Origin of the sequence: Roseomonas indoligenes (assembly GCF_017813365.1) — a bacterium.
GTDB lineage: Bacteria > Pseudomonadota > Alphaproteobacteria > Acetobacterales > Acetobacteraceae > Roseomonas > Roseomonas indoligenes.
The window spans coordinates 347,247-361,142 of the sequence record NZ_JAGIZA010000001.1 but is presented as its reverse complement, the minus strand read 5'-3'; the positions used below and the strand labels follow the sequence as shown (position 1 = coordinate 361,142).

Here is a 13,896-nt window from a genome sequence, read left to right as displayed (position 1 = left end):
TCTCCCTACGCGATCTCGATCAGGCCGGCGGCACCCTGGCCGCCGGCGACGCACATCGTCACCACCGCATACTTGGCCCCGCGCCGGCGCCCTTCCAGCACCGCATGGCCCACCAGCCGCGCGCCGCTCATGCCGAAGGGATGGCCGACGGAGATGGCGCCGCCATTCACGTTCACCTTCTCCAAGTCGATGCCCAGCTTGTCCCGGCAATAGATGGACTGGGAGGCGAAGGCCTCGTTCAGCTCCCACAGGTCGATGTCATCCACCGTCAGGCCGTGGCGCTGCAGCAGGCGCGGTACGGCGAAGACGGGGCCAATACCCATCTCCTCCGGCTCGCAGCCCGCGGTGGCGTAGCCGCGGAAGATGGCCAGCGGGGCCAGGCCGCGGCGCGCCGCCTCCTCGGCGGACATCAACACGGAAGCGCTGGCGCCGTCCGAGAGCTGGCTGGCATTGCCGGCGGTAACGAACTTGCCTTCCTTCACCGGCTTCAGCTTCAGCAGCCCCTCCAGGGAGGTGTCGGGCCGGTTCCCCTCATCCTTGGAGAGAGTAATCGTCTCCTCCCGCGTCTCGCCCGTGGCCTTGTCCGTCACCTTCATGGTGGCGGTCATCGGCACGATCTCGTCGTCGAAGCGGCGGGCCTGCTGGGCGGCGGCGGTGCGGCGCTGGCTCTCCAGCGAGAACTCGTCCTGCGCCTGGCGGGAGATGCCGTAGCGCTCCGCGACCAGGTCGGCCGTGTCGATCATCGCGTCGTAAATGCTGGGCTTGTTCACCTCCAGCCAGGCGTTCCGGTAGTGGTTCCGGTTCACCGTGGGCTGGACCAGGGAGATGGATTCCACCCCGCCCGCCAGCGCCACCGGCACCTTGTCCACGATGATGCGCTTGGCCGCCGCGGCGATGGCCTCCAGGCCCGAGGCGCAGAAGCGGCTGACCGTCTGCCCGGAGGAGGAGACGGGAATGCCGGAGCGGATGGCGGAGTGGCGGGCGATGTTGCCGCCCGTCGCACCCTCCGGATAGCCGCAGCCGAGGATCACCTCCTCCACCGCGTCGCGCTCCAGCCCGATGCGGTCCATGGCGGCGGTCATGGCGTGGGATGCCATCTCCGCGCCGTGGGTGTTGTTGAACGCACCGCGATGCGCCTTGCCGATCGGCGTGCGGGCGGTGGAGACGATGACGGCATCGGTCATGCGTGGGATTCCTGATCCTGTCGGGCCTGCTCCTCAGCGACGAGGGCGCTGGCCATCAGCTTGCCGGCGGGTGTGCGGGGAAGGCTCTCGCGAAGTTCCAGCGCCACGGGCATCTCGTGCCGCCCCACCCGGTCGCGCAGGAAGGCCTTCAGCATGTCCAGGGAGAGCTCCGGGGCGCCGGGGCGCAGGGTGACAAAGGCCTTGGCGGACTGGCCGCGATAGGCGTCGGGGATGCCGATCACGATGCACTCCGTCACGTCCGGGTGCTCGTAGATCGCGCCTTCCACCGCGGCGGGGTACACGTTGAAGCCGCCGGAGATGATCATGTTCTTACGCCGGTCCATGAGGAAGAACATGCCGTTCTCCTCCATTCGACCGATATCACCTGTGAGGAACCAGCCATCCACGAAGGCGGCCTCCGTCTCCTCCGGCTTGTTCCAGTAGCCGATGAAGACGTTGGGGCCGCGGATCGCCATCTCCCCCGCCTCGCCGGGTTGCAGCTCGCGCGAGGGGTCCTCCAGCGCCACGATCCGCATGTCCACGCCCGGCAGCGGCACGCCGATGATCCCCGGGCGCGGCGTGGCGGAGGCGGGCACGCGCGTGCCGGCCGGGGCGGTTTCCGTCATCCCCCAGCCGATCCGCAACGGGCGCCCCAGCAGCGCTTCCACCCGCGCCGCCACGTCAAAGGGCAGCGGCGCGCCGCCGGAGACGCAGGCGCGGAGGGAGGAAAGATCGAAGGTGGAGGCGCCGGGATGGTTCAGCAGCGCGATCCAGATCGTCGGCACGCCGGACAGGCAGGTGACCCGCAGCATCTCGATCTCGCGCAGCACCGTCTCCGCGTCGAAGCGCGGACGCAGCAGCACCTCGTTCCCATCCGCCAGGTGGCGCAGCAGCACGGAGGTCAGCGCATAGATGTGGAACAGCGGCAGCACGGCCAGCACCCGCTGCTCGCCGGGCGCCAGCACGTCCGCGTCGTGCCAGTTGCGATAGATGGAGACGGCCGCGGTCAGGTTGCCATGGGTCAGCATGGCGCCCTTGGGCATGCCTGTGGTGCCGCCCGTGTACTGCAGAAGCGCCACATCGTCGGGCGAGATGGCGGGCCAGGCCGTGGGCGGCTCGGCGCTGATGGAGGAGAGCGGGACGGCGCGCGCATCGCCGGGTGCAGCCTCCCCGCCCCATGCGGCGTCCTCGCCCAGCAGCAGCCGGTCCGCCACGCCGGATTCCAGCAGCTCCAGCGCCGGCGGCAGCAGGTTCGGCAGGTCCGTGCCGATCACCACGCGCGCGCCGCTATCCGTCAGCTTGTGGTGCAGCACGCGGCGGGCATCGAGCGGGCTGAGATGCACCACCCGCGCCCCGATGCGCGTCAGCGCCAGGAAACAGATGGGGTGCCAGGGCGTGTTCGGCAGCAGCAGGCCCACGGCCTGCCCGGGCTCGATCCCGAAGCGCAGCAGCCCCGCCGCCAGCCGGTCCACAGCGGCCTTCATCGCGGCGTAGGTGATCCGCTGCCCGCGATACTCAAGCGCCGGCCGGTCCGCCCAGCGCTCGGCCATCCCGTCCAGCAGCGCCCCGAGCGTGCCGATCTCCAGCGGCGCGTCCCAGCGCGTGCCCGGCGGATAGGCGGCTTCCCAGGGGCGGACAGCACTCACGCTTCGGCCCTGCCGAACATTGCCCTTCCTGCCACGGAGAACGGCTGCATCCCGCGCTTTCCTCTCTGGCTTTTGCTCTATCTATTTCCGCAATGCGGAAATATCTTCTGCCGCCTTGGTGATTAGGTATCGGAAGCCCGGCTGCCCGGTCAAGCGGCGGGGAATGAGGAAACGGTGATGCGCAAGCGCCGCACGGCGGAAGCGACGGAGGACCCGGCGGGGGACCGGCAGTTCGTGGCCGCGATCGCGCGCGGCTTCGACATCCTCCATGCCTTCCGGGCGGAGGACCCGATCCTTGGCAACCAGGAGTTGGCGGAGCGCACGGGGCTGCCCCGTGCCACCGTCTCCCGCCTCTCCCATACCCTCACCCGGCTGGGCTACCTCACCTACCTGCCGCGCTACGGAAAGTACCAGCTCGGCCTCGGCGCGGTGCCCCTGGGGCAGCTCGCCCTGGCCAACATGGCCATCCGCCGCCTGGCCGCGCCGCTCATGCGGCGGCTGGCGGAGGAGACCGACGCCTCCGTCTCCCTCGGCCAGCGGCACGGGCTCTCCATGCTCTATGTGGAGCACGTCTCGCCGCGCACGGCGGTGGCGCTGCAGCTGGAACTGGGCTCGCGGATCCCCCTGGCCGTCACCGCCATGGGCCGCGCCTACTACGCGGCGGCGGGCGAGGCGGAGCGCGCGGAGATCGAGGCGGCGCTGGAACCGCGGCTGGGCGCCGACTGGCCGCGCATCCGCGAAGGGCTGCACGAGGCCGCGGCGATGCACGCCGCCCAGGGCTTCGCGCTCTCGCCCGGCGACTGGAACGCGCGCGTGCACGCGGCCGGCGCCGCCATCCCCCTGCCGGACGGCACCATCCTCGCCATGAACTGCGGCGCCCCGGCCTTCATGCTGCCGCCGGAGCGGCTGCTGGCGGAAATCGGCCCGCGCGTGGCAGCCGTGGCGCGGCGGGTGGAGTCCCTGGCGGGCGGGGGCAGCAGCCGGGCGGATTGACGCGGGGGGCCCGAAGCACCATCTGGAGCACGTCAACCTCGTCAGCCTCCGCCTGCTTTTCCGCGCCCCCGAGCGTGGAGGCTTTCGCCCGGCTTCCCTCGATGCTTGATCCGCCTGCGCCTCCGTGCGGGCGGCGTCCGCACGGCCCTGTCGGGCCGCGCCCGATCGCGGAACATCGCCATGTCGCAGAGCAAGCCCAAGACAGTCGCTCCCACCCAGGCAGAGACCGAGGAACTCGAGGAGACCATCGCCTACCTGGCGAAGCGGCACCGGGTTTCGCAGGCCATCGTCCGGGAGATCGCCCGCAATCTGCCCTCCCCCGAGCGGAGCGCGATCGAGCGCGAGATCGCCCGCGGCAAGTCCCGCCGCTGAACCTTTGGCCGCCCGCACGGGCGGCCTTTTATTAGGGCCTCCTCGATCCAATCTCTGATGCTGCACCGCAGCATCGCAGCCACCTCTGCCAGGGCTGGACGGTTCGGAGAGGTAGGCCCCCATGAATAATCGCCTGGATCTTGCGGCACTGGTCCGCTGGCAGAACGGGCGTCGGCGGGCGGCCGGCGCGGGCGCATCGGGCGGTGACGGCACCCTGCAGGAGGTGTCGGGCTTCGGATCCAACCCTGGCGCCCTGCGGATGCTGGCGCACCTGCCGGAGGGTCTGCCCGCCGGAGCGCCCTTGGTGGTGGCCCTTCACGGCTGCACCCAGAACGCCGGCGGCTACGACCGCGGATGCGGCTGGTCGGCGATGGCGGACCGGCTGGGTTTCGCGCTGCTGATGCCGGAGCAGCAGCGGGCCAACAACGCCAGTCTCTGCTTCAACTGGTTCGAAGCGGGCGATACGGCGCGGGATGCGGGCGAGGTGCTCTCCATCCGCCAGGCCATCGACCATCTCGTGCGCACGGAGAACCTGGACCCCCGCCGCATCTTCATCACCGGGCTCTCCGCCGGGGGTGCCATGACCGCCTCGATGCTCGCGGCCTATCCCGAGGTTTTCGCGGGCGGTGCGATCATCGCCGGCCTGCCCGCCGGCAGTGCCGTGGGCGTGTCGGAGGCGCTGCAGGCCATGGCACGCCCGCAATCCCTCTCCGCCGCTTCCCGCGGTGGGTCGGTGCGGATGGCCAGCGGCGGGCACAAGGGGCCCTGGCCGCGCATCTCCATCTGGCATGGCGATGCGGACCACACCGTGAACCCCGACAATGCCGAGGAAAGCGCGAAGCAGTGGCTGTTCCTGCACGGCCTGGCGGATGCGCCGGCGGTCGAGCAGCGGAATGGCGGGCACCTGCGACGCCGCTGGACCGGGCCGGACGGGATGGCCCGCGTGGAGCTGCACCGGATCGCCGGCATGGCGCACGGCGTTCCGCTGAGCCCGGGCGAGGGCGACGGGATGTGCGGCGAGGCCGGCGCCTACCTGCTGGATGTCGGCGTCTCCTCCACCCACGGCGCCCTGGCCTTCTGGGGGCTGGAGGAGGAGCGCGCCGTTCCCGCCGCGTCACGGCCTACCCCGCAGCCTTCCCCCCAGCCGGCACCGGAACGCGCCCGCGCCATCCCCTCCATGGCCGGTGCCATGGGCGCAATGGGTGCCATGGACCCGGGCGCGACGATCAACCGGGCGCTGAAGGCAGCGGGGCTGCTCTAGCGTCCGTAGATGCCGTCCAGCACCTCGGCCACGGTGACCAGACCCGCCGTGGCCGGGTCGAAGCCTTCGCCGGCCGCTAGGCGACGGGCCCAATCGGCCGCGGCCCGCCCGCCCCACTCGTCCGGCGGGCCGGCCAGCGTTTCCCGCGCGGTGCCGCGGAAGCGTTCCGCAGTGAAGTCGTAGAAGGAGCCGCCGAGGTTGCGCAGCGCGGCCCCGCCGCCGCTGCCGTGGAACTCGGCGGCGATCACCGCATCCTGGCCGGCATGCAGGTTCCAGGAGCAGGCCAGCCGCAGCACGGCGCCCGTTTCCAGCCCAATGGTGGCAACCGCATAGTCTTCAACCCGGTCCGTGCGCCCTGCCAGCGGCTCGCCGCCGGAGAAGAGGGCGCCGGAGACGGACGTCACCTTCGGGAAATCCAGCAGCCAGAGCGCCAGGTCCACGAGATGGACGCCGAGATCCATCACGCAGCCGCCGCCCGAGAGCTTCGGATCACGGAACCACGGCTTGTCCGGGCCGTAGGCGTTGTGAAAGACAAGATCGGCGGCATAGATGCGGCCGAGTTCCCCGCCCGCGGCCAGATCACGGATCCGGCGCATTCCCTCCGTGTAGCGATAGGACAGATCGACGCCGAGAAGCCTGTTCGCGGCCCGCGACGCATCCACCGCCGCGCGAACTTCCTCCGCCGTGCGTCCCAGGGGCTTCTGGCAGAACACCGCCACGCCGGCCTGAAGGGCCTGGATCGTCTGCGCCGCATGCAGGGCACTGGGGCTGGCGATCACGATGCCGTCCAGCCCGAGCGCCAGCATCTCCTCCAGTCCGGAGACGAGCTTCGCGTCCGGGGCCAGCTTCGCGGCCTCCGCCGCCATCTCCGGCGAGGGATCGGCGATGGCGACCGCTTCGACGGCACCGGTCGCGAGGATGGCGCCCATCCGGTGCCGGCCGATCCAGCCGACGCCGAGGAAGCCGAGACGCGGCTTGTTCATGCGAAGCGCACCACGGCCTTGAGGAAGCCGTCCGGCCGGTCGCGCGTGTCGTTCAGCGCGGCGTCCAGGCGCTCCAACGGGTAATCGTGGGTGAAGAGCGGCGCGGGATTGAAGGCCCCGGCCCCGATCGCGGCCACCGCATCCCGGATGCCCTGCACATAGACCTTCGGATCGCGCTCATGCGCGTTGATCACGTCCAGCCCGCGCCAGTTCCACAGCCACATGTTCACCTGCCGCGGCCCGTCCTGATGGTAGCCCGCCACAATCAGCCGCCCACGCTCCTTGCAGAGCTCCGCCGCCAGATCGAGCGGCCACTGCTTGCCCACGGCCTCGATCACCACGTCGCAGAAGCTGCCGCCCGTCAGCTCCTTCACGCGGGCGATGATTCCGTTGTGGTCCTCCATGGGGATAGTCTCGGCCGCGCCCATGTCGCGCGCGAGGTCCAGCGAGAAGGGGCGGCGGGAGATGGCGATGACGCGGGCGCCGGCATTTGTCGCCAGCCGCGTGAGGATGGCGCCGAGGAAGCCAATGCCGATGATGGCGACCGTCTGCCCCGCCTCGATCCCGCTGCGGCGAAAGATGTTCATCGCGCAGCCCAGCGGCTCGCCCGGGAAAGGCTGCCCGGACAGTCCCTCCGGCAACGGCACGATATTCGCCGCATCGGCGATGTCGTACTCCGCATAGCCGCGATAGGTCAGCGCCGCGACCCGCTGCCCAATGGAGAGGCCCTGAACCCCCTCCCCCACCGCATCCACCGTGCCCCAGGCCTCATGGCCGAGGTCGCCGGGCTCGGTCGGGAACTTCATCCAGTCCGGGCCGGACCAGGGGGTGAGGTTGGAGGCGCAGACGCCGCAGCCCTCCAGCCTCAGCCGCACCTGCCCGGGGCCGGGCTGCGGCCGGGCGACCTGCTGCACCTCAACCTGACCGGGGCCGGTAAGGACCGCCGCGCGCATCGTCTCGCTCATCGGGATAATCCTGGCGCACCCGGGCAGCCCGCCCGCGGCAGCCTTGAAGAAAGAGATGAGGGGTCCGGGGAGAATTCCTTCTCCCCGGCCTTGTCTCAGGCCGCGACGCTGGCCTTCGCCGGGGCATAGCGCCGGATCATGGAGGCGCAGAACTCCGCGAACTCCTCCGGCACCTGCGGCGGGCTGGTGTGGTGCGGGGCGATGCCGCGGTGCTCCGGCGTGAAGCAGAAGGTGACGGTGACGTCGAAATCCGCCAGCGCCTCCATCTGCCGGTCGAACCAGTCCAGCGCGTTCGGCCGGAAGCTGTCCGCCCAGGACAGGCCGGTGCGGAGATAGGTGACGCCGAGGCGCTTCATCCACGCCACCGCGTCGTACAGCCGGTGGTCCTCGTAGTGGAACCACTGGCACAGGCCCATGGCCGGCGCGTGCTTGGCGAAGTGCTCGATGGAGGGCTTGGGCGAGCCGTCCTCGCGCAGCAGCCCCATGTAGAAGTGGCGGTAGTAGGAGGATCCCTCCGCCTCCCGGTGGCGCGTGGTGGCGCCCCAGGCCTGCGGCAGGTCGTAGAGGCTGTACCAGTGGATGCGCGGCGCCTTGCCGATCAGCAGCTCCGCCGTGCGGTTCAGCCCGAAGACCTGCACCTCCTCCGCCCCGAAGGTGGAGATGCCGACCTCACTCACCCAGATCGGCTTGTCCGTGACGGTGCGGATCTCGTCGATCTTCGCCGGCCACTCGTCGATCTTCCAGAGGTTCCAGTCCAGCGGGAAGCCGTGCACGGCCACCACGTCGATCTCATCCATCGCCCCGCGCTGGGCCATGTTCTGGATGAAAGTGGGATCGATGGGCGAGATGCCGCCGAGCACGCGCGGGATGGCGGGGTTCGCCTCCTTGATGGCGCGGCCGGCCAGCTTCACCATGTGCCCGAACTTCTCCCAGCCCGGATCGATCTCCGGGTCCCAGTGGGACTTGTTGTTCGGCTCGTTCCAGATCATCGCGGCTTCGATCATGCGCGCGGTCCCTTCACCGGATAGGCCGCCCCGGCACCCCAGGGGGCCTCGACGCGACGACAGAGATAGACCTCCTGCTCCGGGTGCTCGAGGATCGCGAAGCCGGCGGAGCGCAGCATCGCCTCCGCCGCCGCCGCGTTCGGCGCCCACCAGTTGGTCGGATCGTTGGAGTAGCGGTGCTCGATGAAGTGCAGCTTCGGATAGGCCGGCTCGTCGAAATGGGCCGTCTCGGTGAACGGGTAGTCGCCCTCCGGCGTCATCGCTTCCGTCGCCCCGCGCTGCATGGACTGGAACAGGAGCAGGTCCTTCGCCACGTGCTCGTGGATCAGGTCCAGCGCCAGCAGCGGATGCCGCAGGTGATAGAGCACGCCCATGAAGATCACGAGGTCGAAGCGCTCGCCCAGCGCGCCGACCTCATAGACGGAAAGGTTGCGGAACTCCGCCTCCAGCCCCGTCACCTCGGAAGCCAGCCGCGCCTGCGCTAGGTAGCGGTCGTCGCTGTCGATCCCCAGCACGCGCGCCGCGCCGCGCCGCTTCATCTCCAGACTGTAGAAGCCGGCGTTGCAGCCGATATCCAGCACCGACTTCCCCGTCAGGTCCGCCGGGACGACATGGGAGAAGTGCTTGAACTTGGCCTCGGGATATCCCCAGAGGAAATGGTTCGGCGCGGTCCGCACGCCGCCCAGGTCCATGTCGTGGAACCACTCGCCCAGCGCTTCCACGCGGCGCCGGATCTCATCCTGCGTCATCGTCACCGCAGCGCTCACGCCGCATCTCCCATCTGCCGCGGCGCGGCCCCGAGCTGAGCGAGAATGCCCAGCAGCTCGTCAACGCGATGCGCGCAGCTGTGGCGGGCACGGATCGTCTCCAGCCCGCTCTTCACCAGGGATTCGCGCAGCGCGGGATCGTCGCGCAACGCGGCGAGATGCCGCACCATCTCCTCCTCGTCCTTCGCCGTCAGGTAGTCCTGCCCCGGGCGGAACAGGCCCTCGGAGTCCTGCCAGGGCGCGGACACCAGCGGGATGCCGCAGGCCAGCGCCTCGAAGACGCGGATCGTGGGGATGCCCGGCAGCATCTGTACGTAGAAGCGGCGGGGCACATGCACGGTGGCGAGGTGCCGCGCGAAGATCTCCGGCGCGCGGGCATTCGGCAGCCAGCCCCGGTAATCCACGCCGTAGCGGGCCAGCGTCGCCATCGCCTCCTCCGGGTAGCGCACGCCGTAGATCTCCAGCGGCAGCCCCACGCGCTGCGCGGGACGGAAGAGGAAGCTCTCCAGCTCCGCGCTGCGCTCGCCGTCGCCCCAGTTGCCGATCCAGACCAGCCCCTCGCGATCGCCTTCCTGCGCCGGTGGGTGGAACAGGCGCGTATCCGCGGCCTCGTGCCAGGTGAAGACACGGCCGCTCCAGCCCCAGCCCCAATAGACCTCGGACAGCGTCTCCCCGAAGGCCAGCACGCCGTCATAGCCGTCCAGGTCGAAGGTGCGGATCGCCTCGGGGTCGGAAACGGCGCGGTGGTGGGTGTCGTGGAACAGCAGCGTGAAGCGCGCCCCGTTGCGGCGCAGCCGCCCGATGGCGGCAACGAGGGCGGGCTCGTTCCACTCATGCACGATCACGACATCGGCGTCGGCCACGGCCTCCTCGGCCTCGGCGTCGGACGCAAAGATCCGGGCGGACAGTTCCGGGTAGTTGGCGCGATAGGCCTGAAGCCCTGCCTCGCCATGATCGCGCAGCAGGTTCTCCAGGCTCCAGGCGCCCTGCGGCTCCAGCGCCAGCACCTCATGCCCCCGCAGCGTCAATTCCCGCAGCACGCCACGGAGGAAGTGCGCGTTGCCGTGGTTCCAGCAGGAGGCGAGCGAGTGGGTGAGATAGACGAACTTCAAGCGGCGACCCCCTGCATCAGCACGCCCCGATACACCCCGAGCATGCCCCGCACCATCGCTTCGGCCGTGTAGCCCGCCGCACGATCGCGCGCGGCGGCGCCCAGCCGGGCACGTTCCGCCGGATCCGCCGCCAGCCGCGCGATGGCATCCGCCGCGGCAGCCTCGTCCCGCGCAGGCACGAAGACGGCCGCGCCCTCCCACAACTCCCGGAAACTCGGGATGTCCGAGAGGACAAGGGCGCAGCCCGCCTGCGCCGCCTCCGTCACGGCAAGGCCGAACGGCTCGTAAAGGGCCAGGGAGACGTAGATGGGCCGGCAGGCCAGCAGTCCGGCCAGCGCCGCCCCGCCCAGCTGCCCGAGCGCGCGAAGGTGCCGCGCCTCCACCCGCGCGCCGTTCGGGCCGGCCAGATCGCCGGCAGCCAGCACGGGCAGGTCGAGCCGGGCAGCGGCGCGGTCCAGCGCGGCAAGGTTCTTCCCCTCGTCCCAGAGGCGCCCGGCGGTGATGGCGAAGAGCGGCGGCGCGTCCGCCGCCGGCGGCACGGAAGGCGCGGCGCGCCGGCCGTTGTGGACGGCGGACGGCGGCCGCGGCAATCCGTACTGGCGTGCGGTCGCATCGGCAAAGGCGCCGCTGGGCACCACCAGCGCGCGGGCGTTCAGCATCCCCCGCCGCACCAGATCGGTCCGCCAGGCAAAGTCCTCCGGCAGATCCCCGCCGCGCACCGCGTCCCACCAGGTGGCGACGCAGGAATGCGAAACGGCCACCACCGGCACGGGAAAGGCCGCCCCGGCCGCATGGGCGGGACTGTTGAGATGGACGAGGTCCGCCCCCTCCGCACGCGCCAGGGCGGCGATCGCCACACCGGCGTCCAGCACCTCTCGCGCGGAGGCCGCCAGCCAGTCCAGCGGAAGGCCGGTGATCCGAAGCTCCAGGCCCGGCACGGCCTCGGCGCGGGCCACCTGTGCCGGCCTGGGATCCGGCCCGAGGACCGCCAGCACCACCGCCACACCCTCCGCCGCCAGTCCCTCCGCCAGATCGAGCGCATAGGTCCAGACGCCGCCCGCGGCATCCGCCGTCATCAGCAGCCGCATGCCCTTCGGCAGCGCCATCACGCGCTGGCGGGCTCCGGCGCCACGCGCTCCTGCCGGAGCCATTGCGCCAGGGCCGCCACGCCGTCCCGCCAGGGCCGCGCCGGGCGCAGCCCCAGCTCGCGCGCCGCGCGGGCGGTGTCGGAGACGTAGTAGCGCTGGTCCCCCGCGCGCCAGTCGGAGTAGTGCGTCTCCACCTTGCGGTTCGTCAGGTCCCCGATATGCGCGAGGAGCTGGCGCAGGCTGACCGCATTGGATGGCCCGCCACCGAGGTTGAAGGCGCGGCCGGAGACGGCGCCGATGTTCCGCCATGCCGCGAGATAGGCGTCCACCGCGTCGCCCACATCCATCACGTCGCGCACCTGGTAGCCGTCGCCGTAGATGCTGATCGGCTCGCCCCGAAGCGCGCGGAGTAGGAAGTGCGCGACCCAGCCCTGGTCCTCCGTGCCCATCTGCCGCTGCCCGTAGATGCAGCTCATGCGAAGGACAGCGGTGGGCACGCCGAAGGAACGTCCGAAATCCAATACATACTGGTCCGCGGCACCCTTGGAACAGCCATAGGGCGTGTGAAAATCCAGCGGGCGGGCCTCGCCGATGCCGTTGGCGCGCACGCCGGGATCGGCGGGAACGTAGGCCTCGTCCTCCAGCACGAACTCCAGGTCGGCAAGGTCACCATAAACCTTGTTCGTGCTGGCGAAGACCAGCGGAACCCCTCCGCCGCGCCGCCGAAGCGCATCCAGCAGCGAGAAGGTGCCGCCGAGATTGATGTCGAAGTCCTCGCGCGGATCGACAAGGCTGGTGGTGACCGCCACCTGCGCCGCCATGTGGAACACGGCCGAGGCCTGCCCCGCCGCCGCCGCCAGCGCCGCCGAATCCCGGACATCCGCCACCACGGAGGAGACACGGCGGGGATGGCGCTCCTTCAACCAGGCGAGGTTCGTCTCCACTCCGGGGCGGGAGAGCGCGTCATAGACCAGGACGTCATGGCCTTCGGAGGCAAGCCGGTCCGCGAGGTTGGAACCGATGAAGCCCGCGCCACCGGTGACGAGGACCGGCCGCGCGGCGTTGATAGCCGGAGAGGACGGAGCCGCCGCCCCGCTCACGCCACCAGCCCCCGCAACTCCAGCTCGTTCCGCGCCTGGCTCACGCGGTCCTGCGCCTGCTGGCGGGCCACCCACTCGGCCAGCTCGACGAGGTCGGAGGTGAAGTCCAGGTGCTGCGTCTCGTAGCCCAGCTCCTGCCGGGCCTTGGTGATGTCGGGGATATTGTGCCGGATGTCGCCGGCGCGGGTCTTGCCGGCGATCTCCGGGGCGATGTTCTTGCCCATGGCGCGCGCCAGGTCCGCCGCCACGTCCTGCACCGTGCGGTCCACGCCGCTGCCGATGTTGTAGACCTCGCCCGCCGCCTCCGGCCGGTCGAGCGCGAGGAGGAAGGCCCGCGCCACGTCCTGCACGTGAACGAAGTCGCGGCGCTGCAACCCGTCCTCGAAGATCATCGGCGGCTGGTCGTTCTGCAGCCGCGCCGCGAAAATCGCGAGCACGCCGGTATAAGGGTTCGAAAGCGCCTGCCCGGCCCCGTACACGTTCCACAGCCGCAGCGCGACGCCCTCCATCCCATAAGTGGGGGCCACGGTCAGCGTCAGCCGCTCCTGCACGTACTTGCTGATGGCGTAGACGGAAGCGAGGTTCGTGCGCTTCCACTCCGGCGTCGGAACCGGCGACATGGGCCGGCCCTTCTCGTCCGTCGGATCCCAGGGCGCGTCCGGGCCGCTGCGGGGGCGGCGCACCGCGTCCTCCACCAGCTTGCCGTCGGCGTCGCGATAGAGCCCCTCGCCATAGACGGACATGGAGGAAGCGACGACGAACCGCTTCACCGGATTGTCGATGAGCTGCTGAAACAGCACCGCCGTGCCGTGGTCGTTGACGGAGACGTAGCGGTCGATCGCGTACATGCTCTGCCCGACGCCGACCTCGGCCGCCAGGTGGACAACCTTGTCCACGCCCTTCAGCGCGCGGGTCACGGCCTCGGGGTCGCGCACGTCGCCGCGCACCACCTCAACCTCGGAATCCAGCCCGTCCGCGCCGCGATCCGCATGGACCTGCTCAATGAAGCTGTCGAGGATGCGGACATGGTCGCCGCGGTCCAGCAGTGCGCGCGACACGTAACGGCCGATAAAGCCCGCACCGCCGGTGATCAGGATCGATTCCGCCAAGCCCTCATCCTCCGGCTGGATGCCGCGCGGCGGCGCGGAACGGGCAAGGGGTGCTACCGTATCCGCGATCCGGACTCCGTCGCGGCGCTCTGGATTCTTTAGACCCTTCATCATGTAAGTAGAAGGCCAGGAAAGCGATCACATTTTCTTGTAACGCGCCCGTGATCCCCAGGCCACGGAGGGCACCATTGATCGCTGATCCGGCCCGAAGCTAAGTTGATCCTGTGCGCGGTCCTCTCGGGAAGGCCGCCGGAGGCGGGGGTGCTTAGGATTTTGATCTGTTTGCCTGGATGCCCGTACCGCCCTAGCACG

Annotated in this window: 13 protein-coding genes; 3 read left to right on the top strand and 10 right to left on the bottom strand. The window is 70.5% G+C overall.

Annotated features, from left to right (window positions below; translation table 11 throughout):
* Window positions 1-5: 5 nt before the first annotated feature.
* Both J5Y10_RS01645 and J5Y10_RS01640 read right to left on the bottom strand, forming a co-directional pair.
* On the bottom strand, window positions 6-1,184 hold the full coding sequence (locus J5Y10_RS01645) for an acetyl-CoA C-acyltransferase (RefSeq protein WP_209369929.1): 1,179 nt from the start codon (window positions 1,182-1,184) through the stop codon (window positions 6-8).
* Window positions 1,181-2,830, bottom strand: a complete 1,650-nt coding sequence (locus J5Y10_RS01640; RefSeq protein ID WP_342452804.1) for an AMP-binding protein — start codon at window positions 2,828-2,830, stop codon at window positions 1,181-1,183. The genes J5Y10_RS01645 and J5Y10_RS01640 overlap by 4 nt, the downstream gene beginning before the upstream one ends.
* Window positions 2,831-3,007: 177 nt before the next feature.
* On the opposite strand from J5Y10_RS01640, the gene J5Y10_RS01635 reads away from it, so the two are divergent.
* The 3 genes from J5Y10_RS01635 (at window position 3,008) to J5Y10_RS01625 (ending at window position 5,456) form a co-directional block, all read left to right on the top strand.
* Complete coding sequence (locus tag J5Y10_RS01635) at window positions 3,008-3,823, top strand: IclR family transcriptional regulator (RefSeq protein WP_209369928.1); 816 nt, start codon at window positions 3,008-3,010, stop codon at window positions 3,821-3,823.
* A gap of 180 nt (window positions 3,824-4,003) precedes the next feature.
* Complete coding sequence (locus J5Y10_RS01630) at window positions 4,004-4,195, top strand: hypothetical protein (RefSeq protein WP_209369927.1); 192 nt, start codon at window positions 4,004-4,006, stop codon at window positions 4,193-4,195.
* Between the two features lie 121 nt (window positions 4,196-4,316).
* Window positions 4,317-5,456 carry an extracellular catalytic domain type 1 short-chain-length polyhydroxyalkanoate depolymerase gene (locus J5Y10_RS01625; protein WP_209369926.1) on the top strand — a complete coding sequence of 380 codons (1,140 nt, stop codon included), beginning with the start codon at window positions 4,317-4,319 and terminating at the stop codon, window positions 5,454-5,456.
* On the opposite strand, the gene J5Y10_RS01620 is transcribed toward J5Y10_RS01625, so the two are convergent.
* The 8 genes from J5Y10_RS01620 to J5Y10_RS01585 all read right to left on the bottom strand — a co-directional run bounded on the left by J5Y10_RS01620 (window position 5,453) and on the right by J5Y10_RS01585 (window position 13,584).
* Window positions 5,453-6,439 (bottom strand): Gfo/Idh/MocA family protein, encoded by a 987-nt coding sequence (locus tag J5Y10_RS01620; RefSeq protein ID WP_209369925.1) that lies wholly within the window; start codon window positions 6,437-6,439, stop codon window positions 5,453-5,455. The genes J5Y10_RS01625 and J5Y10_RS01620 overlap by 4 nt on opposite strands.
* Window positions 6,436-7,404, bottom strand: a complete 969-nt coding sequence (locus J5Y10_RS01615; protein ID WP_209369924.1) for an MDR/zinc-dependent alcohol dehydrogenase-like family protein — start codon at window positions 7,402-7,404, stop codon at window positions 6,436-6,438. The genes J5Y10_RS01620 and J5Y10_RS01615 overlap by 4 nt, the downstream gene beginning before the upstream one ends.
* A gap of 95 nt (window positions 7,405-7,499) precedes the next feature.
* On the bottom strand, window positions 7,500-8,408 hold the full coding sequence (locus tag J5Y10_RS01610; protein WP_209369923.1) for a glycoside hydrolase 5 family protein: 909 nt from the start codon (window positions 8,406-8,408) through the stop codon (window positions 7,500-7,502).
* Window positions 8,405-9,175 carry a TIGR04290 family methyltransferase gene (locus J5Y10_RS01605; RefSeq protein WP_342452803.1) on the bottom strand — a complete coding sequence of 257 codons (771 nt, stop codon included), beginning with the start codon at window positions 9,173-9,175 and terminating at the stop codon, window positions 8,405-8,407. Before J5Y10_RS01605 ends, J5Y10_RS01610 begins: the two co-directional genes overlap by 4 nt.
* On the bottom strand, window positions 9,172-10,287 hold the full coding sequence (locus J5Y10_RS01600) for a CgeB family protein (protein WP_209369922.1): 1,116 nt from the start codon (window positions 10,285-10,287) through the stop codon (window positions 9,172-9,174). Before J5Y10_RS01600 ends, J5Y10_RS01605 begins: the two co-directional genes overlap by 4 nt.
* Window positions 10,284-11,393 (bottom strand): glycosyltransferase, encoded by a 1,110-nt coding sequence (locus J5Y10_RS01595; protein ID WP_245214233.1) that lies wholly within the window; start codon window positions 11,391-11,393, stop codon window positions 10,284-10,286. The genes J5Y10_RS01600 and J5Y10_RS01595 overlap by 4 nt, the downstream gene beginning before the upstream one ends.
* The gene (locus tag J5Y10_RS01590; RefSeq protein ID WP_209369921.1) at window positions 11,393-12,475 is read right to left on the bottom strand and encodes an SDR family NAD(P)-dependent oxidoreductase; all 1,083 of its coding nucleotides are present in this window, start codon (window positions 12,473-12,475) and stop codon (window positions 11,393-11,395) included. Before J5Y10_RS01590 ends, J5Y10_RS01595 begins: the two co-directional genes overlap by 1 nt.
* Window positions 12,472-13,584, bottom strand: a complete 1,113-nt coding sequence (locus tag J5Y10_RS01585) for an NAD-dependent epimerase/dehydratase family protein (RefSeq protein WP_209369920.1) — start codon at window positions 13,582-13,584, stop codon at window positions 12,472-12,474. The genes J5Y10_RS01590 and J5Y10_RS01585 overlap by 4 nt, the downstream gene beginning before the upstream one ends.
* Window positions 13,585-13,896: the final 312 nt, after the last annotated feature.